Annotated in this window: 25 protein-coding genes; 12 read left to right on the top strand and 13 right to left on the bottom strand. The window is 66.3% G+C overall.

Annotation, left to right across the window (positions count from 1 at the left end; genetic code table 11):
- Positions 1-44: 44 nt before the first annotated feature.
- Entirely contained in the window at positions 45-305 is a 261-nt protein-coding gene (yidD, locus tag HMPREF1224_RS41025) for a membrane protein insertion efficiency factor YidD (protein ID WP_003106504.1), read from the top strand.
- Positions 306-479: 174 nt separating this feature from the next.
- Positions 480-2,354, top strand: coding sequence for a DUF3857 domain-containing transglutaminase family protein (locus HMPREF1224_RS41020; RefSeq protein ID WP_003114879.1), 1,875 nt, complete (start codon positions 480-482; stop codon positions 2,352-2,354).
- Between the two features lie 158 nt (positions 2,355-2,512).
- On the opposite strand, the gene HMPREF1224_RS41015 is transcribed toward HMPREF1224_RS41020, so the two are convergent.
- The 4 genes from HMPREF1224_RS41015 to HMPREF1224_RS41000 all read right to left on the bottom strand — a co-directional run bounded on the left by HMPREF1224_RS41015 (position 2,513) and on the right by HMPREF1224_RS41000 (position 8,156).
- Positions 2,513-3,415, bottom strand: coding sequence for an RluA family pseudouridine synthase (locus tag HMPREF1224_RS41015; RefSeq protein ID WP_003106501.1), 903 nt, complete (start codon positions 3,413-3,415; stop codon positions 2,513-2,515).
- A gap of 120 nt (positions 3,416-3,535) precedes the next feature.
- Positions 3,536-4,765 (bottom strand): serine/threonine transporter SstT, encoded by a 1,230-nt coding sequence (gene sstT / locus HMPREF1224_RS41010; protein ID WP_003106499.1) that lies wholly within the window; start codon positions 4,763-4,765, stop codon positions 3,536-3,538.
- 487 nt (positions 4,766-5,252) lie between these two features.
- A complete protein-coding gene (locus HMPREF1224_RS41005; RefSeq protein WP_010794107.1) occupies positions 5,253-6,623 on the bottom strand; it encodes an APC family permease in 1,371 nt (456 codons plus the stop codon).
- A 156-nt stretch (positions 6,624-6,779) separates the two neighbouring features.
- Positions 6,780-8,156, bottom strand: a complete 1,377-nt coding sequence (locus tag HMPREF1224_RS41000) for a glutamine synthetase family protein (RefSeq protein WP_003118546.1) — start codon at positions 8,154-8,156, stop codon at positions 6,780-6,782.
- Between the two features lie 553 nt (positions 8,157-8,709).
- Here HMPREF1224_RS41000 and HMPREF1224_RS40995 point away from each other — a divergent pair.
- The 3 genes from HMPREF1224_RS40995 to HMPREF1224_RS40985 all read left to right on the top strand — a co-directional run bounded on the left by HMPREF1224_RS40995 (position 8,710) and on the right by HMPREF1224_RS40985 (position 11,617).
- Complete coding sequence (locus HMPREF1224_RS40995) at positions 8,710-9,420, top strand: AzlC family ABC transporter permease (RefSeq protein WP_003162262.1); 711 nt, start codon at positions 8,710-8,712, stop codon at positions 9,418-9,420.
- On the top strand, positions 9,405-9,716 hold the full coding sequence (locus HMPREF1224_RS40990; RefSeq protein ID WP_003121706.1) for an AzlD domain-containing protein: 312 nt from the start codon (positions 9,405-9,407) through the stop codon (positions 9,714-9,716). Before HMPREF1224_RS40995 ends, HMPREF1224_RS40990 begins: the two co-directional genes overlap by 16 nt.
- Before the next feature lie 242 nt (positions 9,717-9,958).
- Positions 9,959-11,617 carry a thiamine pyrophosphate-binding protein gene (locus HMPREF1224_RS40985; RefSeq protein WP_010794106.1) on the top strand — a complete coding sequence of 553 codons (1,659 nt, stop codon included), beginning with the start codon at positions 9,959-9,961 and terminating at the stop codon, positions 11,615-11,617.
- 7 nt (positions 11,618-11,624) lie between these two features.
- On the opposite strand, the gene HMPREF1224_RS40980 is transcribed toward HMPREF1224_RS40985, so the two are convergent.
- The 3 genes from HMPREF1224_RS40980 to HMPREF1224_RS40970 all read right to left on the bottom strand — a co-directional run bounded on the left by HMPREF1224_RS40980 (position 11,625) and on the right by HMPREF1224_RS40970 (position 14,766).
- On the bottom strand, positions 11,625-12,299 hold the full coding sequence (locus HMPREF1224_RS40980; RefSeq protein ID WP_003100350.1) for a class I SAM-dependent methyltransferase: 675 nt from the start codon (positions 12,297-12,299) through the stop codon (positions 11,625-11,627).
- The gene (locus tag HMPREF1224_RS40975; RefSeq protein WP_003100352.1) at positions 12,299-13,207 is read right to left on the bottom strand and encodes a siderophore-interacting protein; all 909 of its coding nucleotides are present in this window, start codon (positions 13,205-13,207) and stop codon (positions 12,299-12,301) included. Before HMPREF1224_RS40975 ends, HMPREF1224_RS40980 begins: the two co-directional genes overlap by 1 nt.
- 134 nt (positions 13,208-13,341) lie before the next feature.
- Positions 13,342-14,766 carry an aminotransferase-like domain-containing protein gene (locus HMPREF1224_RS40970; RefSeq protein ID WP_003100354.1) on the bottom strand — a complete coding sequence of 475 codons (1,425 nt, stop codon included), beginning with the start codon at positions 14,764-14,766 and terminating at the stop codon, positions 13,342-13,344.
- A 179-nt stretch (positions 14,767-14,945) separates the two neighbouring features.
- Here HMPREF1224_RS40970 and HMPREF1224_RS40965 point away from each other — a divergent pair, with 179 nt between their 5' ends.
- Positions 14,946-15,200 carry a DUF1127 domain-containing protein gene (locus HMPREF1224_RS40965; RefSeq protein ID WP_003100355.1) on the top strand — a complete coding sequence of 85 codons (255 nt, stop codon included), beginning with the start codon at positions 14,946-14,948 and terminating at the stop codon, positions 15,198-15,200.
- A complete protein-coding gene (locus tag HMPREF1224_RS40960; RefSeq protein WP_003100357.1) occupies positions 15,197-15,454 on the top strand; it encodes a hypothetical protein in 258 nt (85 codons plus the stop codon). Before HMPREF1224_RS40965 ends, HMPREF1224_RS40960 begins: the two co-directional genes overlap by 4 nt.
- A 74-nt stretch (positions 15,455-15,528) precedes the next feature.
- Here HMPREF1224_RS40960 and HMPREF1224_RS40955 read toward each other — a convergent pair whose 3' ends face one another.
- A complete protein-coding gene (locus tag HMPREF1224_RS40955) occupies positions 15,529-15,828 on the bottom strand; it encodes a winged helix-turn-helix domain-containing protein (protein WP_003118549.1) in 300 nt (99 codons plus the stop codon).
- A 23-nt stretch (positions 15,829-15,851) separates the two neighbouring features.
- Positions 15,852-16,325 (bottom strand): Lrp/AsnC family transcriptional regulator, encoded by a 474-nt coding sequence (locus HMPREF1224_RS40950; RefSeq protein WP_003100361.1) that lies wholly within the window; start codon positions 16,323-16,325, stop codon positions 15,852-15,854.
- Between the two features lie 132 nt (positions 16,326-16,457).
- Here HMPREF1224_RS40950 and HMPREF1224_RS40945 point away from each other — a divergent pair, with 132 nt between their 5' ends.
- Positions 16,458-16,850, top strand: a complete 393-nt coding sequence (locus HMPREF1224_RS40945) for a hypothetical protein (RefSeq protein ID WP_003088646.1) — start codon at positions 16,458-16,460, stop codon at positions 16,848-16,850.
- Between the two features lie 153 nt (positions 16,851-17,003).
- A complete protein-coding gene (locus HMPREF1224_RS40940; protein ID WP_010794105.1) occupies positions 17,004-18,005 on the top strand; it encodes a bile acid:sodium symporter family protein in 1,002 nt (333 codons plus the stop codon).
- A gap of 54 nt (positions 18,006-18,059) precedes the next feature.
- Here the strand turns inward: HMPREF1224_RS40940 and gorA are convergent, their stop codons facing one another.
- The gene (gene gorA, locus HMPREF1224_RS40935; RefSeq protein WP_003100366.1) at positions 18,060-19,415 is read right to left on the bottom strand and encodes a glutathione-disulfide reductase; all 1,356 of its coding nucleotides are present in this window, start codon (positions 19,413-19,415) and stop codon (positions 18,060-18,062) included.
- A gap of 144 nt (positions 19,416-19,559) precedes the next feature.
- Between gorA and HMPREF1224_RS40930 the strand changes: the two genes are divergently transcribed.
- A complete protein-coding gene (locus HMPREF1224_RS40930) occupies positions 19,560-19,982 on the top strand; it encodes a VOC family protein (protein WP_003100368.1) in 423 nt (140 codons plus the stop codon).
- 180 nt (positions 19,983-20,162) lie between these two features.
- On the opposite strand, the gene galU is transcribed toward HMPREF1224_RS40930, so the two are convergent.
- Together galU and HMPREF1224_RS40920 are read right to left on the bottom strand one after the other, a co-directional pair.
- Positions 20,163-21,002: a UTP--glucose-1-phosphate uridylyltransferase GalU gene (gene galU / locus HMPREF1224_RS40925; protein ID WP_003088639.1), complete on the bottom strand. Its 840-nt coding sequence runs from the start codon at positions 21,000-21,002 to the stop codon at positions 20,163-20,165.
- A 47-nt stretch (positions 21,003-21,049) separates the two neighbouring features.
- Positions 21,050-22,411, bottom strand: coding sequence for a UDP-glucose 6-dehydrogenase (locus tag HMPREF1224_RS40920; protein WP_010794104.1), 1,362 nt, complete (start codon positions 22,409-22,411; stop codon positions 21,050-21,052).
- Between the two features lie 153 nt (positions 22,412-22,564).
- Between HMPREF1224_RS40920 and HMPREF1224_RS40915 the strand changes: the two genes are divergently transcribed.
- The gene (locus tag HMPREF1224_RS40915; RefSeq protein WP_003100372.1) at positions 22,565-22,789 is read left to right on the top strand and encodes a DUF3203 family protein; all 225 of its coding nucleotides are present in this window, start codon (positions 22,565-22,567) and stop codon (positions 22,787-22,789) included.
- A gap of 5 nt (positions 22,790-22,794) precedes the next feature.
- Here the strand turns inward: HMPREF1224_RS40915 and amrR are convergent, their stop codons facing one another.
- Complete coding sequence (gene amrR, locus HMPREF1224_RS40910; protein ID WP_010794103.1) at positions 22,795-23,427, bottom strand: efflux pump transcriptional repressor MexZ; 633 nt, start codon at positions 23,425-23,427, stop codon at positions 22,795-22,797.
- A 163-nt stretch (positions 23,428-23,590) separates the two neighbouring features.
- Here amrR and mexX point away from each other — a divergent pair, with 163 nt between their 5' ends.
- Entirely contained in the window at positions 23,591-24,781 is a 1,191-nt protein-coding gene (gene mexX / locus HMPREF1224_RS40905; RefSeq protein ID WP_003118551.1) for a multidrug efflux RND transporter periplasmic adaptor subunit MexX, read from the top strand.
- Positions 24,782-24,787: the final 6 nt, after the last annotated feature.

Raw genomic sequence — 24,787 nt, 5'->3', positions numbered from 1 at the left:
GCTACAATGCCCGCTCGCCGCCGCAACCCCGCCGAGGGCTCGCCATGAAGTTCCTGCTGATCGGGCTGATCCGCTTCTACCAGTACGCAATCAGCCCGCTGATCGGTCCCCGCTGCCGCTTCTACCCCAGTTGCTCGCACTACACCCTGGAAGCCATCCGCGTGCATGGCGCGCTGCGAGGCGGCTACCTCGGCGCGCGCCGGCTGCTGCGCTGCCACCCCTGGCACCCGGGCGGCTACGACCCGGTTCCGGAGCGCCAGGAACAGGCGTGCGCCTGCCACAGAACGGCAAAGCCCGGCAAATGAAGCCGGCGAAAAGATCGCAACGGCGACATCCCGCACATAACCGGACCCGCCGGTCGACATGCGGAATTGATAAAACCTATCATTCAGGGTCCATCTCCCCGGCTATCGCCCGGCGTCCCCATGCGCCAGGCGACGCCTGGGAGCTCCGCTCAAACGTTTCATCCTGAGGCACCGATGCCCCGTCATCCCTTCTCCCCTTCCTTCCTCGCCGCCAGCGTCTTCTGCGCCGCCACCCCGGCCCTCGCCGCACTGCAACCGATCGCCGAGGCGCCGCTGGCCGGCGAAACCGAGTTCCGCTGCCAGTTCAACGCCGACAACAGCACCGATTGCGTGAGCACCTACAGCTTCACCATCCTCAAGCCGAGCGGCCGCGAGATGCTCTCGCGCATCGATCGCAGCTACGCGGAGACCGACAGCCTGATCGTGGAGAAGGCCGAGCTGACCCAGCCCGGCGGCAAGCCGGTGCCGCTGGACCAGTCGCAGATCGATACGCGCACCGCGCCGAACCCGGACCAGGGCTTCCTGCGCGAACGCCAGACCTCCCTGGCGTTCCCCAACCTGCGCGTCGGCACCCGCATCAGCTACACCCTGCGCGAGCACTTCACCGCCAAGCCGCTGAGCACCCAGTTCCACTACATTCTCAGCCGCCCACCGATGCCGGTGCGCGACGACCGCTTCGTCGCCGAGTTCAAGGCCGAGCGGCCGATCTTCGTGCGCAGCGAGCTGATGGACGCCTATCGCATCGAACAGAGCGCCGACAAGAAGACCCTCAAGGTCAGCCTGAAAAAGCCGCAATACACCAACTACATCAACGAAGCCGGCAACGCCTACCTGCGCCATACCCCGCGCCTGGAGCTGGGCAGTTCGCTGGACCTGCAGGACAACTTCGGCCCGTTCGCCGCGCGCTACAACGAGATCCTCGCCGCGGAGCTGCCCAAGGGCGCCGCGGCGGCCGTCGCCGCGGTGAAGGGCAAGCCGGCTCGCGAGCAGGTCGCCGGCCTGATGCAGTACATCAACGACACCTACCGCTACCTGGGCGACTGGCGCGCCAGCGAGCGCGGCTACGTGCCCTTCTCCCTGGCGGAGATCGAGCGCAATGGCTACGGCGACTGCAAGGACCTGGCGATCCTCCTCGCCGCCATGCTCAAGGCCGCCGGGATCAAGGCCGAACCGACCCTGGTCAGCCGCGGCGACGTGGTCTGGGACCTGCTGGTGCCCGGCATGTACGCGCCGAACCATGCCATCGTCCGCGCCGAGGTGGACGGCAAGACCTGGTGGCTGGACCCGACCAACCCGGTGTTCGCTCCCGGCCGCATCATGCCCGACATCCAGCAGCGCTGGGCGCTGGTGCTGGGCGCCGACGGCAAGGTGCGGCGCGACGAGATACCCCTGGAAGCGCCCGGCGACACCCTGCGCGTGACCCGCAGCGAGCATTACACCCATGACGGCGAAGCCCGGGTCGAGTCGCGCGTGGAGCTTTCCAATGCGCCGCTGATGCAGCTCAGCGTCGCCGACCGCCAACGCGGCCGCACCAGCACCGACCAGGACCTGTGCCGCAACTTCGCCAAGGAAGGCAGCGACTGCGTGCTGGAGCGCGACGACAGCCAGTTCGTGCTGCCGCCCAGCTATACGATCAGTGCCAGGCTTACCGACCGCCGCGCCCTCGACCGGCTCGGCGGAGAGTATTTCTACAACCGCCAGGACCTGGCCAGCCAGTGGGATGCCTTCGCCAAGTACCGTAGCGAAGGCCAGTTGGCCGAGCTGTACCTGGGCGAACCGCAGATCACGTCCTACGACATCAGCCTGTCCGGCGGCAAGACTGACGAGCCGGCGCACAGTTGCGAGATCCGCAGTCCCTGGTTCGACATCGACCTGCAGGCCGAACCGGCCAAGGATGGCGGCTACCACTATCGTTATCGGGAAGTGCAGAAGACCAGTTGGCTCAACCACGACGAGATCAACAGCGCCGAGTTCGGCAAGCTGATCGAGCAGAGCCGCGGTTGCGTCGAGCAACTGCGCCTGGTGGTCAAGCTGGACAAGCGTCCCTGAGCGACCCGCGCCCGCTCCGGCGGGCGCGTCCAGCCGCACCAGCGGGCGATCCTTCTACTCGCCCGCGCAGCCCTCCAGGCCGAGCGCCTGTTCATAGAAACGCGCCATGCGCTCCGGGTCGGCGACGTACGCCAGCATTCCGCTGGCGAGCCTGTCGCCTACACCTGCCAATCGAGCCGCAGCCCGGATTCGAACGTACGCCTCTCCCCGCTCAGCGGGTCGTCGAAGCGCAGCCCCCTGGCCAGCAGCTTGAGCGGCCGCAGGTAGTCGTCGGGGCTGCCCTCGGCGTCCAGCAGCTCGGGATAGAACCCATCGTTCTGGATACCCGCGCCGAGTGCCGCAAGGTGCACGCGCAGCTGGTGCTTCTTGCCGGTCACCGGATACAGCCGGTAGCGCCACCAGCGGCCGTTGCGCTCGACGACCTCGATGCGCGTCTCGCTGTTCGGCTCGCCCTCGCCTTCGCGCATGCGGAAGAACGGCTCGCCGGGCACCAGGCGGGTCCTGCGCAGCAACGGGAAGTCCAGTTGCGGCAAGGCCGGAGCGATCGCTTCGTAGCACTTGTCGATGCGCCGCTCGCGGAACAGCGCCTGGTAGCGCCCGCGGCTGCCGGGATTGGTCGAGAACAGCACCAGCCCGGCGGTATGCCGGTCGATCCGGTGCAGCGGCACCAGGTCGCGATTGCCGGTGCTGCGGGCCAGCCGCGCCAGGAGCGTCTGCTCGACGTAGCCGCCGGCCGGCATCACCGGCAGGAAGTGCGGCTTGTCCGCCACCAGCAGATGCTCGTCGCGGTACAGGATGCGCGCCTCGAAAGGAATCGGTGCCTCCACCGGCAACTCGCGGAAGTAGTGTACACGCAGGCCTTCGCGATATGCCGCCTGCGGGCCCAGCGCACGCCCCTCGGCGTCCAGCACCCGGCCCCGCTGCATGCGCGCCAGCCAGGTGTCGCGGTCGATGGCCGGGAAACGCGCGCAGAGACAGTCGAGCACGGTGCTCCAGGGACCGGCCGGCAGATGCAGGGTGCTGGCGCGGAGACTGGCATCGGGCAAGGAAGGAGACGACATGCGGCAACTCGGGAAGGACGGGCGACCATTAGGCCGCAGCGCGGCGCATAGGTCAAAGCACGCCGGGGCGAAACGAAGAAACCGCCCGAAGGCGGTTTCTTCCGTGACCCAGGGATCGAATCAGGCGGCGCTCGCCTTGCGCTCTTCCGCCTCGCAGGCGGCTGCGGTGAACAGCACGTCGGTCGAGGAGTTCAGCGCGGTCTCCGCGGAGTCCTGGAGGATCGCGATGATGAAGCCTACCGCCACCACCTGCATCGCCACCTCGCTGGGAATCCCGAACAGGCTGCAGGCCAGCGGGATCAGCAGCAGCGAACCGCCGGCCACGCCGGACGCGCCGCAGGCGCAGATCGACGCCACCACGCTGAGCAGGATCGCGGTCGGTACGTCCACGGCGATGCCCAGGGTATGCACCGCTGCCAGGGTCAGCACGGTGATGGTGATCGCCGCGCCAGCCATGTTGATGGTCGCGCCCAGCGGGATCGATACCGAATAGGTGTCTTCGTGCAGGCCAAGGCGCTCGCAGAGCTGCAGGTTGACCGGGATATTGGCTGCCGAGCTGCGGGTGAAGAACGCGGTCATGCCGCTTTCGCGCAGGCAGGTCAGCACCAGCGGATAGGGATTGCGGCGGATCTTCAGGAACACGATCAGCGGGTTGACCACGAAGGCCACGAACAGCATGCAGCCGAGCAACACCACCAGCAGGTGGGCATAGCCTTTCAGGGCCTCGACGCCGGACTCGGCGAAGGTCGAGGCGACCAGGCCGAAGATGCCCAGCGGGGCGAAGCGAATCACCACCTTGACGATCAGCGAGACGCCGTTGGACAGCTCGGAGAGCAGGTTGCGGGTGGTATCGCTGGCGTGGCGGAAGGCGATGCCGAGGCCGATGGCCCAGGCCAGGATGCCGATGAAGTTGGCCGAGATCAGGGCGTTGACCGGGTTGTCCACCACGCTCAGCAGCAGGGACTGGAGCACCTCGGCGATGCCGCCCGGAGGCGACATCTCGCCCGGATGGCTGGCCAGCACCAGGCTCGAGGGGAAGGCGAAGCTGGCGATCACCGCCACCACCGCGGCGCTGAAGGTGCCGACCAGGTACAGCAGCAGGATCGGCCGGATATGGGTCTGCTGGCCTTGCCTGTGGTTGGCGATGGATGCCATCACCAGGACGAACACCAGTACCGGCGCGACGGCCTTCAGCGCGGAAACGAAGACCTTGCCGATGAAGCCGACCTTGAGCGCGGCGGCCGGGAAGAAGCTGGCGAGCAGCAGGCCGGCGATCAGGCCGACGATGATCTGGCCCACCAGGCTGGTACGCGTCAGCAGATGAAGCAGGGGACGTTCAGGGTATGTCATGCAGATTTCTACTCTTATAGGTGTGTCGAAGGCCGGCCCAGGCAGCTTCCATGCCGAACGACCCTGTGCCGTTCCGCCCCCGCGAAGGGATGGTTCGAGCGAGCCGGGTAGTCTAGGGAAGGACGCGCAGCACCACAGGAAACACCGACCAGCGGATACCGGGCTCCCCCGCCACGGCCATCGAACCGGATCGGGACGGCGTGGATTCTAGCCGTGTCTGCGCTTTTTGGGGGCGTCCAATTCTGTCTGGATTCGGACATGTCGTCGCAGGCGCATTGCCAGCCGGGAGGCCGGAAATCCCTGTGAAAAGGAGGGAAAACGCGAAATTCGCTGTCTGCAGATAGCCAAAGCCCGCCATGAGGCGGGCTTCAGATGGGGGGCTAGTCCGTTAGCCATGGGTCCATGATTGACCCGTCACCGTGAAAATTTCGTGAAGATTACCAATCTTTTTCCTTCACATTTCCGCTGAATCCATTCACCGCTCGCCTCACTGGGTCGGGCTCAGCTCGCTCTCCTGGAAGCGCGGCGGCGGACGGCTGAAGCTGCGAGTCAGGTAGAACAGGTAGCCGAAGCCCAGTCCGGCCCAGATCAGCCCCATCACCAGCGAGGTGCTTTCCAGGTTGAGCCAGAGCACCGCGACGATGGCCGCGCCGAGCAATGGCAGGACCAGGTAGTGGAAATGCTCCTTGAGGCTGCGGTTGCGCCCGCCGCGCACATAGAAATGCACGATCACCGAGAGATTGACGAAGGTGAAGGCCACCAGGGCGCCGAAATTGATCAGCGCGGTCGCCGTCACCAGGTCGAAGGAGATCGCCGAGAGCGCCACCATGCCCACGATGAGCACGTTGATCGACGGCGTACGCCATTTCGGATGGACGAAGCCGAAGATCCGCTCCGGCAGCACGTTGTCCCGCCCCATCACGTACAGCAGGCGCGACACGCTGGCCTGAGAGGCCAGGCCCGACGCCAGGGTATTGATGAAGGTGGCGCAGAGGAAGACCGACTGGAACAGCTTGCCGCCGACGTACAGGGCGATTTCCGGTAGCGCCGCGTCGGGTTCCTTGAAGCGTACGTTGGTCGGGAAATAGGACTGCAGGAAATACGACACGGTGATGAAGATCACCCCGCCGTACAGCGCGGTGAGGAAGATCGCCCGCGGGATCACCCTGCCGGCGTCGCGGGTTTCCTCGGACAGCGTAGTCACCGCGTCGAAACCGAGGAAGGAAAAGCAGAGGATCGTCGCCCCCGCCACCATCGCCGAGAGATGCGCGTGCTCGGAGAAGAACGGCTGGGTACTGAGCACCGTGGCGGTCCCCTCCCCGTTGTTCAGGCCGTGAATCACCAGGCCGATGAAGACCACGATGATCGCCAGCTGGACCAGCACGAAGACGGTGTTGAAATTGGCGACCAGGTTCACGCTCTTGATGTTGATGAGGGTCATGATCAGCACGAACATCACCACCCAGATCCACGGGGCGACCTCGGGGAACAATGCGGTCAGGTAGATCTTCGCCAGCAGTGCGTTGATCATCGGCAGGAACAGGTAGTCCAGCAGCGACGACCAGCCGACCATGAAGCCGACATGGGGATTGATCGCTCGTTGCGCGTAGGTATAGGCCGAGCCTGCGGTGGGGAACTGGCGGACCAGCTTGCCGTAGCTGATCGCGGTGAACAGCACGCCGGCGAGGGCCAGCAGGTAGGCGGTGGGCACGTGTCCCTGGGAAATCCCGGATACGATGCCGAAGGTGTCGAAGACGGTCATCGGGGTCAGGTAGGCCAACCCGATCATGACGATCTGCCACAGCTTGAGGGACTTGCGAAGCTGGGTTCGTTCTGCGGTGGGGGGAGGATTCGACATGGGTATGCTTGCCTCGATTTCTTCTTTTTCTAATGCACAGCAAAGGAAGGCGGACGGGCGGAAACCGCAGGCTTGCCGCCGTCTACCTTCAGCAAGGGTGGGAACCTCGACGGAAGAACGGGCGGGCGGCGCCGGACCGGAGCCGCCCGCCCATGCTCACACGGTGTGCAGGTACCAGTTGTACTCGAGGTCGGAGATCGAGTACTCGAACTCCTCCAGCTCGCTTTCCTTGCAGGCGACGAAGATGTCGATGTACTTCGGATCGATGTACTTCGCCAGGATCTCGCTGTCGTCCAGTTCGCGCAGGGCGTCGCGCAGGTTGTTCGGCAGGCTCGGCTCCAACTGCTCGTAGGAGTTGCCTTCGATCGGCGCGCCCGGCTCGACCTTGTTGGTCAGCCCGTGGTGCACCCCGGCAAGCACCGAGGCCAGCAGCAGGTAGGGGTTGGCGTCGGCGCCGGCGACGCGATGTTCCAGGCGTACCGCGTCCGGGCTGCCGGTGGGCACGCGCAGGGCCACGGTGCGGTTGTCCAGGCCCCAGCTCGGCGCGTTCGGCACGTAGAACTGCGAACCGAAGCGGCGGTAGGAGTTGACGTTCGGGCAGAGGAAGGCCATAGAGGCCGGCAGGGTCTCGAGCACGCCGCCGATCGCATGGCGCAATGCGGCGTTCTGCTCGGGATCTTCGCTGGTGAAGATGTTGTTGCCGTGCTTGTCGAGCAGCGAGATGTGTACGTGCAGTCCGTTCCCGGCCTGGCCCGGATAGGGCTTGGCCATGAAGGTGGTGTCCATCTCATGGTCGTAGGCGATGTTCTTGATCAGGCGCTTGAGCAGCACCGCATAGTCGCAGGCCTTCATCGGGTCGGCGACGTGATGCAGGTTGACCTCGAACTGCGCCGGTGCGGATTCGGCGACGATGGCGTCGGCCGGGATGCCCTGGGCGCGGGCGCCGTCGATGATGTCCTGGAGGCACTCGACGTATTCGTCGAGGTCGTCGATGGAGTACACCTGCACCGACTGCGGACGCTTGCCGGAGATCGGCGAGCGCGGCGGCTGCGGCCGGCCGTTCACGTTCTCCTGGTCGATCAGGTAGAACTCCAGCTCGAAGGCGGCGACGATGGTCAGTTCCATCTCGGTGAACCTGGCCACCACCTGGCGCAGGACTTCGCGGGGGTCGGCGAAGAAGGGATCACCTTCCAGCTCATGCATGGTCATCAGCAGTTGCGCGGTCGGGCGCTTCTGCCAGGGTTCCATGGAGAGGGTGCCGGGGATCGGGTAGCAGATCCGGTCGGCGTCGCCGATGTCGAGACCCAGGCCGGTACTCTCTACGGTGGAGCCGGTGATATCGAGGGCGAACAGGGAAGCGGGAAGGTTGATACCTTTTTCGAAGACTTTGGGCAGACTGTTGCGTTCGATTCGCTTGCCGCGAACCACGCCATTCATGTCTGAAATCAGAAGGTCGACGAACTGGACCTCGGGATGTTCCTGAAGGAACAGGCTCGGCTCAGTGAGCTGAACGGCACGCAGGGGTACCGACATGATGCAACACCTTTTTTGTTAAAAATTTCAATCATGCGGGGGCTGGAGCCAGAGTCAATCGGAAAGCCAATTTGTTGTCAATAGCCCTCTCGTCGCCCTCGCGGACGGCGAAATGGCCGTAGACAGGGCCTTCCAGAGCATCAAGAAAGCGGCCAAAGCCAGGCCAGGCAAGGTGTTCAACCTGGTGCAGCAGATATTTTACAGGCTCCGTTGTACGAAAAATTGAACAAGGCTAAGCTGTGCCAACCCTACAACAGCAATAAACCGGGTGTTCCATGTCCTACCAGCCGTCCCTCGGCGCCAAGTTCCGCGGCCACAAGATCGGTCAGCATCCGCGTTAGCTCCGCTCCGGTTCTTTTCTCCCTCGATTCTTCGCAGCGCCCTCGAGCGGCCCTCGCTCGTCCGCCGCCTGCCCTGCCCGTCCTCCTTATATAAGGAAGGACACCGGCCGCTTTCGCCTGCGTGGATAACGGATACGAAGAGCAAGATCGTTCAAGCCAGCCCGATGCGCCTGCTGGCATGCTGGACCGACGTTCACCACCGCCATGCCCCCATGACTGCCCACGACCTGCCCCGCCAAGCCTTTCTCCGCGGCGCCGTCGCCATCCTCCCATTGTCCCTGGCCGTCGCGCCCTGGGGGCTGCTGGCGGGATCGATGGCCATCGAAGCCAACCTCACCCCGGCCGAGGGCCAGGGCCTGTCCGCCATCGTCTTCGCCGGCGCCGCCCAGTTGGTGGCGATCGGCATGCTCAAGGGCGGTGCCGGGTTCTTTTCGATCATCTTCACCACCCTCCTCCTGACCTCGCAGCACCTGCTCTACGGCATGAGCTTGCGGCCGGTCCTGTCGCCTCTGCCGGGACGCTGGCGGATCGGCCTGGGCTTCCTGCTCACCGACGAGTTCTTCGCCCTCGCCAGCCAGCACGACCGGCGCAACTTCAACCGCTGGTACGCCCTCGGCGTCGGCCTGACCTTCTATATCGCCTGGAACCTGTTCACCCTCGCCGGCATCCTGCTTGGCCGCAGCATTCCCGGTCTCGAACACCTGGGCCTGGATTTCTCCATCGCCGCCACCTTCATCGCGCTGGTCGCGCCGCTGGTGCGCAACGTACCGACGCTGGTCTGCGTGGCCACCTCGCTGTTCTGCTCGGTGCTGTTCAGCCACTGGCAATGGAGTTCGGCGCTGGTCCTCGCCGGTCTCGCCGGGATGGCCGCCGGTTTCATCTGCAACAAGCTGTATCGGGAGGCGCCATGGTCTGGGCAGTGATCTTCGGGATGGGCGCGATCGTCTTCCTCAACCGCTACCTGTTCCTCGAACCGCGCCTGCCGATCCGCCTCGGCAGCAACCTGCGGCAGTTCCTCGGTTTCGCCGTGCCGGGAATGCTCACGGCGATCTGCGGCCCCATCGTGTTCATGCCCGAGGGCCGCATCGACCTCGGCTACGACAATCCCTACCTGGTCAGCGGCGCAGTCACCGTGGCGCTGGTGCTCTATACCCGCAATACCCTGGCGAGCATGCTGCTGGGCATGGCGTTCTTCTTCCTGTTCAAGTGGTTGGTCTGAGTGGACTCCATAGCAGCCACGTGGATGGTCGGGAGGAATCCATATAGAAGTCCGCAGCGACGAGTGCGGTAGACGAAAGCTCCCGACGCCTCGCCTGGCTGCCGAACTTCCTGTATGCCTTCGCAACAGAGGAATGCCAGGTTCATGCGCCACGGGAATGAACTCGCGAAGAAAGGTCGCTTGGCGCTGGCGCGCTTTGGGCCGAATATCGGGGCAACCACAACGTGCGCAGCGAGGCCCTCATGTCCGACTCCCTTCCCCAGCGCAACGGCGGGCAGATCCTGGTAGAGGCATTGCGGCGCAATGCCGTCGATACCGTCTACTGCATCCCCGGGGAAAGCTACCTGCCGGTGCTCGATGCGCTGCACGACGCCAACGGCATCCGCACCATCGTCACCCGCCACGAGGGTGCCGCCTCGAACATGGCCGATGCCTACGGCAAGCTGACCGGCCGACCAGGCATCTGCTTCGTCACCCGCGGCCCCGGTGCCACCCATGCGGCGAATGGCGTGCACACGGCGCAGCAGGACTCGACGCCGATGATCCTGTTCGTCGGCCAGGTGGAAAGCGCCTTCAAGGGCCGCGAGGCGTTCCAGGAAGTCGACTACGTGCAGATGTTCTCGGGCCTGGCCAAGTGGGCCGTGGAAATCGACCGTATCGAACGCATCCCGGAGATCGTCGGCCGCGCCTTCAGCGTCGCCACCTCGGGCCGACCGGGCCCGGTCGTGGTCGCCCTGCCCGAGGAAATCCTCTTCGGTTTCGCGCAGGTCGCCGATGCGCCGGAGCCAAGGGTGCTTCCGGGGCGGCCGGGCGCCACGGCGATGGCGGAACTGCGCGAACTGCTGGCGAACGCCAGGCGCCCCCTGCTGGTACTTGGCGGCAGCGGCTGGGACAGTGCCGCCAGGAAACGGCTAGGCGCCTTCGTCGAGGCCAATGGCCTGCCGGTGGCCACCTCGTTCCGTCGCCAGGACCTGTTCGACAACCGTGACCCGCACTACGCCGGACAACTGGGCTTCGGCGCGGCGCCGGCGCTATTGGAGCGGCTGCGCCAGGCCGACCTGCTGCTGGTGGTCGGGGCGCGCCTGGGCGAAACGCCGAGCGCCGGCTACAGCCTGGTGCGTAGTCCGGCCCCCGCGCAGACGCTGATCCACGTGCATCCGGACAGCGCGGAACTGAACCGCGTCTACCTGGCGCGATTGCCGATCCAGGCCACCCCGTGTGCCTTCGCCGAGGCCCTGGCCGACCTCGCGCCGTTGCCCTCGAGCACCTGGCAGGAGTGGCGCGAAGCCGCCCATGCCGATTACCTGGCCTACTCGACCCCGGCCGCGAGCGACCCCGCCGTCCAGGGCGTCGACCTGGCGTCCGTGGTCGCGTACCTCAGCGAAAACCTGCCGGACGACGCGGTGATCGCCAACGGTGCCGGCAACTATGCCGTCTGGGTGCATCGCTTCTACCGCTATCGCCAGGCCCGCACGCAGTTGGCGCCGACCAACGGCGCCATGGGCTACGGCCTGCCCGCCGCGATCGCCGCCAGCCTGCGCGATCCGCAGCGCAGCGTGGTGTGCTTCGCCGGCGACGGCTGTTTCATGATGTATCCGCAGGAGCTGGCGACCGCCGCGCAGTTCGGCGCGACGCCGGTGGTGATCGTGGTCAACAACGGCATGCTCGGCACCATCCGCATGCATCAGGAGCGCGAATATCCCGGGCGGGTATCCGCCACCCGCCTGGACAACCCCGACTTCGTCGCCCTGGCGCGAGCCTTCGGCGCCCACGCCGAACGAGTGGAATGCAGCGCCGACTTCCCCGCCGCATTCCGCCGCGCCCGCGAAAGCGGACGCCCGGCGCTGCTGGAGCTGCTGACCGACCCACGCCAGATAACGCCGCAGGCGCGCCTCGCCTGAGGCATCCTCAGCCGGCGCGGAAGGCGATCCAGGCCTGGTAGCCCACGGCCTGGAAATAGCGGCTGGGCAGGACGAAGCCGGTGTCTTCCAGCAGTTCGCCGAGGCGCTGCTCGGACAACGGATCGAAATCCTCGCGCAAGCGTTGCAGCATGCCGTCGCTGTCCTCCGGGGAAAGCCCGGCCAAGCGGCAGGCCTCGGCCTGCACCGGACGTTCGAAGGCGTCCCGGGCTTCCATCAGGTTGGCCAGCAGCAACGGCGCCGCTGGCGCCAGACGCTCGGCGACCGCCTCGAGAAAGCGCCGCTTGGCCTGGTCGCCGCGCAGGAAATGCAGCACCAGCAGGACCAGCGCCGCATCGCAAGGCGGCGCAGGCGGTAGCCCGGCGACGTCGCCGCAGTGCAGCTCGATCCGCTCCAGCAGGCCGAGCCTGGCGCAGCGCTGGCGGGCCAGGGCGAGCATGTCGGCCGACAGGTCCGCCGCGACGAAACGCCAGCCTGGACGCAACCCGGCCAGCTCCGCCAGTTCGCCGCCGGCGCCGCAGCCGACGCTGAGCAGGCGCGCCCGTTCCGGCAGACGGGCCAGCAACTGCGCGCGACTGAGCAGGTGCAGCAACTCGTAGCCCGGCAACAGGCGGCCGATCCGCGTCTCGTAGCCGTCCGCCTGTTTCCCGACGAAGCGGCCCATCAGTCGAACACCTTGCCCAGGCGCCAATAGCCCATCAGGGTCAGATGACGCTTGTCGATACCGCGCTCCTGCACCAGGTAGCGCCGGATCGCCATCACCGCCGCCGACTCGCCGGCGACCCAGGCGTAGAAACTGCCGCTCTCGGGGCTCGCCAGTTCCCAGAGGATCTCCTCGTCGATATCGATGTCCTCCAGTTCCTGGGCCGCACCACCCGCCACCTCGCGTTCCGGCAGCCGCGCCTGGCGCGCCGCCTCGATCATCCGCTCGCCGTTGCGCGAATGGATACCGGCCTGGTGGCGCGGCAGCCAGTGCAGGCGCGCAGCGGGAATCGCCGGCAGGTCGAGGATGTCGGCTTCTCCCGGCACTTCGAGAAAGGCCTCGACCACCGGCGGCTCGGTTTCGCCGGCCAGCTCCTCGAGAATTCCCGCCACCGCGGGCAAGGCGGTTTCGTCGGCGATCAGCAGGATATGGCGGACGCCAGCCGGCGGTTTCCATTCGTAGCCGCCGGGGTCATCGCCGTATTGCCGGTTGGGCGCGGCCAGTTGCAGGCGGTCGCCGATCCGCGCGTGGGTCGCCCAGGCCGAGGCCGGGCCGTTCTCGCCGTGGAGGACGAACTCCACGTCGACCTCTTCCTGCTCGGCGCGCAGCGCACGGATGGTGTAGGTACGCATCGGCGGCCGGCGGGCCGGCTCGACGCTGCGATAGGCCTGGTACCACTCGCTGCCGCCGGGCAGGCTGGGCGGCTGGCCGCTGGCATCGGGGAAGAAGATCTTGATCCGCTGGTCGGCGGCAAGGGTCTTCATCTCGGCGACCTCCGGACCGCCGAAGACGAAGCGGGTCAGCGCCGGGCTGAGTTGCTCACGGCGCTTGAGTTCGACATTGAACAGACGATAGGCGGGTTGCGACATGACGATGGTCTCCTGGTGACCGGCGCCCAGTGGAGCCGGCGGATGCATGCGTCAGACAACTCTAGCAAACAATGCGAATGATTAGCATTTGCTATTTGCGCAATCGTCGACTGCGTCGAAAGCACGACTGTCGCTCAGGCCTCGCAAGGCTCCAGCAGCTCGCAAGCGCTCTCCCCTACTCGCCTGACCGCCTGCTCGATGGCCGGGGTCGGCAACGCCGCGTAGTTCATCCGCAGGCAGTTCCGATACTTGCCGGAAGCGGAAAAGATGCAGCCCACCGCGACTTGTACGCCGCGGTTGCGCAAGGCCTTGTCCAGGCGCAGGGTGTCGAACGCCTCGTCCAGTTCGACCCAGAGCAGGAAACCGCCCTGGGGCCGGCTGGCGCGGGTGCCCTCCGGGAAATAGCGCGCCACCCAGTCGATCATCAGGTCGCGTCCGCGCTGGTACTGGGCGCGCATGCGCCGCAAGTGCGGCTCGTAGTGGCCGTTGCCGATGAATTCGGCGATCGCCAGTTGCGGCTGCAGGGCGCTGGCGCCGGTACTGATGTACTTCATGTGCAGCACGCGGTCGGCGTAGCGCCCGGGTACCATCCAGCCGATCCGCAGGCCCGGCGCCAGGACCTTGGAGAACGACCCGCAGAGCAGCACCCGGCCATCGTCGTCGTACGACTTGATGGTGCGCGGGCGCGGATAGGTGTAGGCCAGGTCGCCATAGACATCGTCCTCGATGATCGCCACGTCGTAGCGCTGGGCCAGGGCCAGCAGCGCCCGCTTGCGCGACTCGGGCATGATGTAGCCGAGCGGGTTGTTGCAGTTCGGGGTCACCTGGATGGCCTTGATCGGCCACTGTTCCAGCGCCAGTTCGAGGGCTTCCAGGCTGATGCCGTTGACCGGATCGGTGGGGATCTCCAGGGCCTTCATGCCGAGGCCTTTCAGCGATTGCATGGCGCCATGGAAGCTCGGCGACTCCACCGCGACGATGTCGCCCGGTTCGCACACCGCGCGGATGCTCACCGACAGGGCCTCGTGGCAGCCGGTGGTGATCACCACGTCGCTGGCGGTGGCCCGACAGCCGGAGTCCACCAACAGGCGGGCGACTTCCTCGCGCAGCAACGGCGAGCCGTGGATCCCGTCGTAGGCCAGCGCACGGGCGTCGGCGTGGCGGTTGAGCCGGGCCAGGCTGCGGGTCAGCGGTTTCAGCGAAGGGCTGGAGATGTCCGGCATGCCGCGGCCGAGCTGGACCACGTCCGGCCGCGGTACCGTGCTGACCAGGGCCAGCACCTGCTCCCATTGCGAGATTTCCACCGGCCGCTGGGCCAGGCGGGCGATCGCCGGCAGCGGCGGCATCTGTCGCGCGACCGGTACGAAATAGCCGGACTTCGGCCGCGGCTCGGCCAGCCCGCGATCTTCCAGCAGCCTGTATGCCTGTTGCACGGTGCTCAGGCTGACGCCGTGCTCGATGCTCATGGCCCGCACCGAGGGCAGCCGGTCGCCCGGACGGTAGAGGCCCTGTTCGATGCGCGAACCGAGGGTCTCGGCGAGTTGCAGATAAAGGGTCATGAGCGGGACTCCAGGGTGAGCGAAAGCGGGACCGGTACAGATGGTGGCGAAATCCACCATTCAGGCCGGGGAGCGCTTGATCTGTATGCAGTCAACCCACCTTTTCTGGACCTGTACGGAACAGCGCGCGATGGCCATTCTATCTCCGTCGTCCAGCCGATCAATATGGAGTACGCAGCATGACGCGACTCAGTGCGAAATCCGAGCGCCGCCAACGCCTCGATGGCCCCTTCCCACTCGCCGCGATGGACAACCTGGCGCAGGCCCTGCGTCGCGGCTATCGCCTGGCCCGGCAACGCCAGCTGACCCGGCGCGCGCTGCTGGACCTGGAAGCGGCGGAACTGAAGGATATCGGCCTGAGCGCCGAGCAGGCCCGCGAGGAAGCCTCGCTGGCGTTCTGGCAGGCAGGAAAATCCGGCGGGAGGAAGGCATGATCCGCTGTCGCAACTGTGGCGAACGCCCAGCCAGCGAAGGGCATATCTGTATGGTCTGCAAGCGCCGATCCGACATCGACCCATACAAGGCGCTGATCGCCATGGCCCTGCTGGTCTACTGCGGCGTCAGCCTGGCGGCCTACCTCAAGCCGCATATGCCGGCACCGCCGCCTACCGCCGGCAGCAGCGTCCAGCCCGCCGAGGAGCTGGCCCAGCGCGCGCGCCAGGCCACCCTGGAACAGCGCGGCATCTGAAGAACGCATGCTCGGGAGGGGAGGCAGTTTGAGCCCCTCCTTCTTTTATATGCCTGTGGCCGCCAGCGCGTGGCTCATTCCGCCGGATACTCCAGCGCCGCCGCGATTCGCCGATGCTGCTCGACCACCCACTCCCGCCGTACCGCCCCCCAGTCGCGGATGACATAGCCGCCCTGGTGGTTGCGCGCACCCTCCCGCTGCTCGAACTCGCAGACGATGTCCAGTTCCTCCAGCGCGGCGATGGTGTCCTGTGCGGTACGCCGGGGCATGCCGGTGGCGGCCATGATCTCCGGCACGCTGGCGGTGCCGCTGTCGATCAGGTAGGCGACGTAGAGGCGGCGGTAGAAGCTGGACTTGGTCTTGCTGATGGTCATGGGCAGGCGTTCTCCGGGAAGGCTCAGGGAGCGAGCAGGGGCAAGGTAGTGGTGGATTTGATTTCCGACAAGGCGACGATGGAGTTCACTTCCTGGATGCCCGGCACCGCCGACAGTTTCTCGAAGAAAAAGCGTTCGTAGGATTCGATATCGCGGGTGACGATACGCAGCATGAAGTCCACCGCGCCCATCAGTACGTGGCACTCCAGCACCTCGGGAAACTGGTGCATCGCCTCGGCGAAATCGGTGAGGTTCTTGCGCCCATGGGCGTTGAGCTTGATCTGGGCGAATACCTGGGTATTCAGGCCGATCTTCTTGCGGTCGAGCAGGGTCACCTGCTTGCGGATCACCCCCTCCTCCTTCAGGCGCTGGATGCGCCGCCAGCAGGGCGACTGGGAAAGTCCGATGCGCTCGGCGATCTCGGCGGTGGAAAGCGAGGATTCCTCCTGCAGCAACGCAAGAATACGCTGATCGTAGATATCCAATGGAATGGACATAAATATTCCCTACAAAGAAAAATATAGGAATCAAGTATGCACATATAGCGCAAAATCACGCAAAAACAGGAGAAAAAATCCGGCACGCCTCTGGGAGAATTTCTCTCGTCGAAACACTGCCTGGAGCGTCACATGTCAACCCTCGCCCCCCTTTTCCTGGCCAAACACCCTGACGGCGAAGAACGCCAGGTGATCCGCCCGAACGTCTGGGAAACCTCCTGCGCAGATACCGAGACCCTGTCGATCTTCCATATCGAGGGCATGGCCGACCCGGACCTGCTGTGCCGGGTGCTCAACCTGTTCGCCGTGCAATCCTTCACCCCGGAGCGGGTTCGCGCCGACCGCGAGGACCACAAGATCCGCCTGCTGCTGACCTTCCCCGGCCTCAGCCAGCACCGCGCCAGCGTGATCGCGGAGAAGCTGCGCTCGCTGGTCACCGTGCTCGCCGTCCGCCTGGAGTTCTCTCCCCATGCCGGCAAGGTCCGTCCCAGCGTCAGCGAGCCGCTGCTGGCCAGCGTCGTCTGAGCCCCTCGGGGCGGCGCGGCGGCCGCCCTGTCCATTCGGCGTCATCGGCTGGCCTTCTGGCGTTAGCCGGTCGCCCAGCCCATGGCTACAGTGCAGGTTCGCCAGGCAGCCAGAAGACTGCCATGTGTTCCCCCGATCCTGCAGAGCGTGCCCATGTCCCGACCGCGTTTCCTTCCGGATAACTTCACCCTGGCGCTGATCGCCACCGTCCTTCTCGCCACTTTCCTGCCCTGCAGCGGCCAGACCGCCGTGGTCTTCGAATGGGTGACCAACATCGGCATCGGCCTGCTGTTCTTCCTCCACGGCGCCAAGCTGTCGCGCCAGGCGATCATCGCCGGCATGACCCACTGGCGCCTGCACCTGCTGGTGTTCGCCTGCACCTTCGTGATGTTCCCGCTGCTCGGCCTGGCGCTGAAACCGGCACTGTCGCCGATGGTCACCCCGGAGCTGTACCTCGGCATCCTGTTCCTCTGCGCCCTGCCGGCCACGGTGCAATCCTCCATCGCCTTCACCTCGCTGGCGCGCGGCAACGTGCCGGCAGCGGTATGCAGCGCTTCCGTGTCGAGCCTGCTCGGCGTATTCCTTACCCCGCTGCTGGTCAAGCTGCTGCTCGGCGCCGAAGGCGAGACCGGCAACGCGCTGGACGCCATCGGCAAGATCACCCTGCAACTGCTGGTACCCTTCATCGCTGGCCAGGTCCTGCGGCGCTGGATCGGCACCTGGGTGGAGCGCAACAAGCCGGTGCTGCGCTATGTCGACCAGGGCTCGATCCTGCTGGTGGTCTACACCGCCTTCAGCGCCGCGGTGATCCAGGGCCTGTGGCACGAAGTACCCTGGCTGGCGCTGCTCGGCCTGACCGTCGCCTGCTGCGTGATCCTCGCCCTGGCCCTGGTGCTGACCACGGTGCTGGCGCGACGCCTGGGCTTCAGCAAGGAAGACGAGATCACCATCGTCTTCTGCGGTTCGAAGAAGAGCCTGGCCACCGGCGTGCCCATGGCCAAGGTGCTGTTCGCCACCAGTGCGGTGGGACCGATGGTGTTGCCGCTGATGCTGTTCCACCAGATCCAGCTGATGGTCTGCGCGGTACTCGCGCAACGCTACGCCAGGCGCCGCGATGACACAGCGGCGGCGCTGGCCGAGGCCCCCTCGCGCTGAGCGCGAAAATGAAAGAAGCCGGCCCAGGGGCCGGCTTCTTCGTTCAGACGCGGCTCAGCGCGTCGGCGTGCGCAGGGTGACGAACTCTTCCGCCGCGGTCGGGTGGATGCCGATGGTCTCGTCGAACGCCTGCTTGGTCGCCCCGGCCTTCATCGCCACCGCAATACCCTGGAGGATCTCGCCGGCCTCGGCGCCGACCATGTGGCAACCCAGCACCCTGTCGTCGTGGGCATCCACGACCAGCTTCATCAGGGTCTTTTCCTGGTCGTCGGTAAGGGTCAGCTTCATCGGCCGGAAGCGGCTCTCGAAGATCTTCACCTTGTGCCCGGCGCTCAGCGCCTCCTCCTCGGTCAGGCCGACGGTGCCGATGTTGGGCAGGCTGAACACCGCGGTGGGAATCAACTTGTAGTCCACCGGGCGATACTCCTCCGGCTTGAACAATCGCCGCGCCACCGCCATGCCCTCGGCCAGCGCCACGGGGGTCAACTGGACGCGACCGATCACGTCGCCGAGGGCGAGGATCGACGGCTCGCTGGTCTGGTAGTGCTCGTCGACCGCGATGAAGCCCTTGTCGGTCAGCTTCACAGCTGTGTTTTCCAGGCCCAGGTCGTCCAGCATCGGCCGCCGCCCGGTGGCGTAGAACACGCAGTCCGCCTCCAGCACCCGGCCGTCCTTGAGGGTCGCGGCCAGGCTGCCATCGGCCTGTTTGTCGATACGGGCGATGTCGCTGTTGAACTGCAGGTCCAGGCCCTTCTTGCCCAATTCGTCGCGCAGATGCTCGCGGACGCTGCGGTCGAAGCCGCGCAGGAACAGGTCGCGACGGTAGAGCAAGGTGGTCTCGGCGCCGAGCCCGTTGAAGATCGAGGCGAACTCGACGGCGATGTAGCCGCCGCCGACCACCAGCACGCGGCGCGGCAGGCGCTCGAGGAAGAACGCTTCGTTGGAGGTGATCGCGTGTTCCTTGCCGGGAATGTCCGGCACCTGCGGCCAGCCACCGGTGGCGACGAGAATGTGCTTGGCGCTGAAGCGCTGGCCGTCCACCTCGACGCTGTGCGCATCGAGCAGACGGGCGTGACCTTCGAGCAAGGTCACCCCGCTGTTCACCAGCAGGTTGCGGTAGATCCCGTTGAGCCGCTGGATCTCGCGGTTCTTGTTGCCGATCAGGGTCGCCCAGTCGAACTGCGCCTCGCCGGCGCTCCAGCCATAGGCCCGGGCCTGCTCGAAGTCCTCGCTGAAATGCGCGCCATAGACCAGCAGCTTCTTCGGCACGCAGCCGACGTTGACGCAGGTGCCACCCAGGTAGCGACTCTCCGCCACCGCGACACGGGCACCGAAGCCGGCGGCGAAGCGGGCGGCGCGTACGCCCCCTGAGCCGGCGCCGATGACGAACAGATCGAAATCGAAAGACATGTTCCTACTCCTGGATCAGATGCGCTCCAGCATAACCCATTCACCAGCGTCGGCTCCCGCCGGATCGACGCAGAAACCTGTCGAAACGGCTCAGCGCAGGGCCTGGCAGGCGATGGGCTATGCTTGTCCGTGGAGGTAAGCGCGATGTCCCCCACCCTCACCCACCTGGCGCTGCACGTCCCCGACCTCGACGCCTGCATCGCCTTCTACGAAACCTTCTGCGGCATGCGGGTGATCCACCGGCGCCCCGGCAAAGGCTCGCAAATCGTCTGGATGGCCGAACCCGGCCAGGAACAACGCTTCATCTTCGTCATCATGCCCGGCGGCCAGCCGCGCAACCTGGCCAGCGACGATTACAGTCATTTCGGCTTCGCCCTCTCCAGCCGCGCCGCGGTAGACGACCTGGCGCGCCGCGCCGAGGCCGCCGGCTGCCTGGTCTGGGCGCCGCGCGACGAGCCCTATCCGGTCGGCTACTACTGCGGCCTGCGCGATCCCGCGGGCAACTATGTGGAGTTCAGCTACGGCCAGCCGCTGGGCCCGGGTTCCGAGGCGCTGCCGATTCCCTGACCGGGCGCGGAGGCGCCGCGTGGCCCAGGCCAGGCTGGCGGGGTTATTCGCCCGACGCCAACAACGCCACGCCCGCCGACAGCTCAGGTAGGGCGGATACCCCCCATGGCCGTTCGCCTCATACGAAAAACGCCGCGCCCCCATCGGGGACGCGGCGTTCTTCATCGAGAACGGCGAGGCTCAGTGAGCCTTGCCGGTCTTGTAGAGGTTTTCGTAGCAGAAGTTGGTCGCCTCGATGTAACCCTCGGCGCTGCCGCAGTCGAAACGCTTGCCCTTGAACTTGTAGGCCAGCACGCAGCCGTCCTGGGCCTGCTTCATCAGGGCATCGGTGATCTGGATCTCGCCGCCCTTGCCCGGTTCAGTCTGCTCGATCAGGTCGAAGATGTCCGGGGTCAGGATGTAGCGGCCGATGATCGCCAGGTTCGACGGCGCCTCTTCCGGCTTCGGCTTCTCGACCATGGTGTTCACCCGGAAGATATCGTCGCGGATCATCTCGCCGGCGATCACGCCGTACTTGTTGGTCTCTTCCGGCGGCACTTCCTGGATCGCCACGATGGAGCAGCGGAACTGGTTGTACAGCTTGACCATCTGCTTCAGCACGCTGTCGCCTTCGAGGTTCAGGCACAGGTCGTCGGCCAGGACCACGGCGAACGGCTCGTCGCCGATCAGCGGACGACCGGTGAGGATGGCGTGGCCGAGGCCCTTCATCTCCACCTGGCGGGTGTAGGCGAAGGTGCACTCGTCGATCAGCCGACGGATGCCGACCAGGTACTTTTCCTTGTCGGTGTTGCGGATCTGGTGTTCCAGCTCGTAGCTGATGTCGAAGTGGTCTTCCAGCGAACGCTTGCCGCGGCCGGTGACGATGCCGATCTCGGAAAGGCCGGCTTCCAGCGCCTCCTCCACCGCGTACTGGATCAGCGGCTTGTTCACCACCGGCAGCATTTCCTTGGGCATGGCCTTGGTGGCCGGGAGGAAACGAGTGCCGTAACCGGCGGCCGGGAAAAGACATTTCTTGATCATAAGAATCCTTCGACATGGACGAAGTATGCGGATGGCGCGCAGTCTAATCAGGCTGCGCTCGCCTTACAATGCCCGGCCCTTGGACGTCCTATGCCCTGGTAGATGAAGCCCAGTTCCGCCATCCGCGCCGGTGCGTAGAGATTCCGACCGTCGACCAACAGGGGAGTTCGCATGGATCCACGGATTTTCTGGAAGTCCGGCTGGCGGAACTGTTTCCACTCGGTCACCAGCACCAGGGCATCGGCGCCCTCGACGGCCGCGTAGGGCGAGTCGTGGAGCGTCAACTGGGCGCACGCCAGCGCGTCCGGATAGCGTGCCGCGACCCCGGCGTTGGCCACCGGGTCATGGGCCCTGACCCGCACCCCGTGGCGCAGCAGCGCCTCCAGCAGGACCAGGCTCGGCGCCTCGCGCAGGTCGTCGGTACCCGGCTTGAAGGCCAGCCCCCAGAGCGCCACCGTGCGCCCTTGCCAGCGTCCCTGGAACAGTTCGCCGAGGGTCTCGAAGAGCAGCTCCTTCTGCCGCGCGTTGCGCGCTTCCACCGCGCGCAGTATCTGGCTGTCGTAGCCCTGCTGCTCGGCGCTGCGGATCAGCGCGCGGACGTCCTTGGGAAAGCACGAGCCGCCGTAGCCGCAGCCGGCGTAGATGAAATGGGTACCGATGCGCTTGTCGCTACCCATGCCGCGGCGCACGTCCTCGATGTCGACGCCGGTGAGGGCGCACAGCCCGGCCATCTCGTTCATGAAGGAAATCTTGGTGGCGAGGAAGGCATTGGCCGCGTACTTGCTGAACTCGGCCTCGCGGCGCCCCATCAGCAGGACCCGCTCGTGATTGCGCAGGAACGGCGCGTAGAGCTGGCGCAGGGTTTCCCCGGCCTGCGTCTCGGCGCTGCCGATGATGACCCGGTCCGGGCGCCTGAAGTCGTCCACCGCCGAACCTTCCTTGAGGAACTCCGGATTGCTCGCCACCGCCACCCGGAAGCGCTTGCGCCGGCGCGCCAGGCCCAGGCGGATGATCTCTTCGACCCGTTCGGCGGTGCCCACCGGCACGGTCGACTTGTTGACCACGATGCAGGCCTGGCGCAGTTGCGCGCCAAGTTGCTCGGCGACCGCCATCACGTGGCTGAGGTCGGCCGAGCCGTCCTCGCCGCACGGCGTGCCGACGGCGATGAACACCACTTCGGCGTCGGCCAGGCCTTCCGCCAGGCTGGCGGTGAAGGTCAGGCGGGCGGCGTCCAGCTGATCGCGCAGGATGCTTTCCAGGCCCGGTTCGTAGATCGGCATCTCGCCGCGTCTCAGCCGCGCGACCCGCTCGCGGTCACGCTCCACGCAACGCACCTGGTTGCCCATCTCGGCGAAACAGGCCGCCGTCACCAGTCCCACATAGCCCGCACCAATCACGCATAGCCGCATGGCGTCGTCCTCCGCTGGCCTCGCCCTCTCTCTGCGGACGATTGCAGCCAAGCGCGGTGGCAGGCGCGTGACGCTGGCGTGAAGCTACCGTGACAGAACCCGCGCGGATGCCCGGGGTCCACCCAAGGTAGGCGGAAAAAACAGGAGGCTCCCATGTCCATCGAAATCGATTCGGAACAAGGCGTCTGCAGCGTGGAGATCGAGGGCAGCCGGCATCGCGCGCCGGTCGACAGCCTGCGCATCGGTACCGACGCCGAGGCGCGCCTGTCGGTGCTCTACATCGACGGCAAGCGCCTGCACATCAGCGAGGAAGACGCCCAGCGGCTGGTGGTCGCCGGCGCCGAGGACCAGCGCAGGCACCTGATGGCGGACGATTGACGCCCTCAGGCGTCCGCCAGCAACAGGTAGGGAGAACTGCGCAGGCTGTCGAGGCCGGCGCGGAACATGCGTTCGGCGCGGTTCCAGGGATCGTCGCGCAGGCGCTCGGTCCAGGCCAGGGTGCCGCAGATGCCGTCCCAGAGCGATTGCAGATAGATGCTGGCCAGCTCGACGTCCAGCCGCGCCGGCAGTTCGCCGCGCTCCACCGCCCGGCGGATCTGCCAGAGGCCGAAGCGTTGCCCCTGCTTCTCGAGCAACTCGCGGCGGCGCAACAGCGGCTCGTTCTCGTCGCTGCGTTCGCACTTGAGGTAGAGGATCTCCAGCACCCGCTGCACCGAACCGGGCTCGCAGCACTGGCGGAGAAAGCCCATGCCGGCGCGCAGGAGGATATCCAGCGCCGGCACCCTGGCGTTTTCGTCGGGTACCTCGATCTGGCCGAAGGCGCGGTCGCACATCGCCAGGCAGACCTCGATCTTGTTCTTGTAGTGGCCGTAGACCGCACCGCGAGAAACCCCGGCGGCGTCCGCCAGGTCGGCCATGGCAGTAGTGCCCACGCCCTTTTCCAGGAAAACCCGTTCGGCGGCATCGAGTATGCCGTCGCGGGTTTTCTGGGATTCCTCTTTGGTTTTCCTGGCCACTGAACGTCCTCACAAGGGAAAGGCGCCGCAGATCATAAGGATATGTTACAGAAACGCCAATTAATTAATCACTCATGATTGATTATATGCTACTGTCGCGCCGCTCGTGAGTTGCGGTGCCCTTTCCCGGGCAAGCTCGCGAGTTCACGAATCGAGGGACACCATGCACATCCAATGGACCGGCTCGCTGCGCGGGCTGCTGGCGGCCCTGGTCGCCCTATTCCTGCTGGGCTGCGAAGAAGCAGCGGACGCCGGGAAGACTGCGGAGGCCCCCGCCGAGGTCGGCGTGATCGTCGCCAGGCCGGCGCCTATCGGCATCACCAGCGAGCTGCCCGGACGCCTGGAAGCGTACCGCCAGGCTGAAGTGCGGGCGCGCGTCGCCGGCATCGTCACCCGTCGCCTGTACGAGGAAGGCCAGGACGTCCGCGCCGGCACCGTGCTGTTCCAGATCGACCCTGCGCCCTTGAAGGCGGCCCTGGACATCAGCCGCGGCGCCCTGGCCCGGGCCGAGGCCAGCCACGCGGCGGCGGCCGACAAGCTCAAGCGCTACGCCGACCTGATCAAGGACCGCGCCATCAGCGAACGCGAGTACACCGAAGCGCAGACCGACGCGCGCCAGGCCCTGGCGCAGATCGCCTCGGCCAAGGCCGAACTGGAGCAGGCCCGCCTGCGCCTGGGCTACGCCACGGTCACCGCGCCGATCGACGGCCGCGCGCGGCGCGCGCTGGTCACCGAAGGCGCGCTGGTCGGCGAGGACTCGCCGACACCGCTGACCCGCGTCGAGCAGATCGATCCGATCTACGTGAACTTCTCCCAGCCGGCCGGCGAAGTCGCCGCCATGCAGCGGGCGATCCGCGAAGGCCAGGTGAAGGGTGTCGCCGACAAGGACATCGCCGTGCGCCTGGTCCTGGCCGACGGCAGCGAGTACCCGCTGGCCGGCGAGCTGCTGTTCTCCGACCTGGCGGTCGACCCCGGCACCGACACCATCGCCATGCGTGCCCTGTTCCGCAATCCGCATCGCGAATTGCTGCCCGGCGGCTACGTGCAGGTGCGCCTACAGCGCGCGGTGAACCCGCAGGCGATCACCGTCCCGCGCGACGCGCTGATCCGTACCGCCCAGTCCGCCGTGGTCAAGGTGGTCAACCCACAGGGCGTGGTGGAAGACGTGGAGGTCCGCGCCGACACCCTGCAGGGCCGCGACTGGATCATCAGCCGCGGGCTCAAGGGCGGCGAGCGGGTGATCGTCGAGAACGCCGCCCAGCATGCCGCCGGCTCCAGCGTCCAGGCGGTGGTCCGCCAGCCGGCCAGCGCCGACGCCCCCTCACCGCTGGCCGCCTCGCCGGCGGGCCAGTGACGGAGA

Source organism: Pseudomonas sp. P179 (genome assembly GCF_000478485.2).
In the GTDB taxonomy this organism is placed as follows: Bacteria; Pseudomonadota; Gammaproteobacteria; order Pseudomonadales; family Pseudomonadaceae; genus Pseudomonas; species Pseudomonas aeruginosa.
Note: the sequence above shows the minus strand (reverse complement) of the source record. Positions and strands in the feature narration are given on the sequence as shown.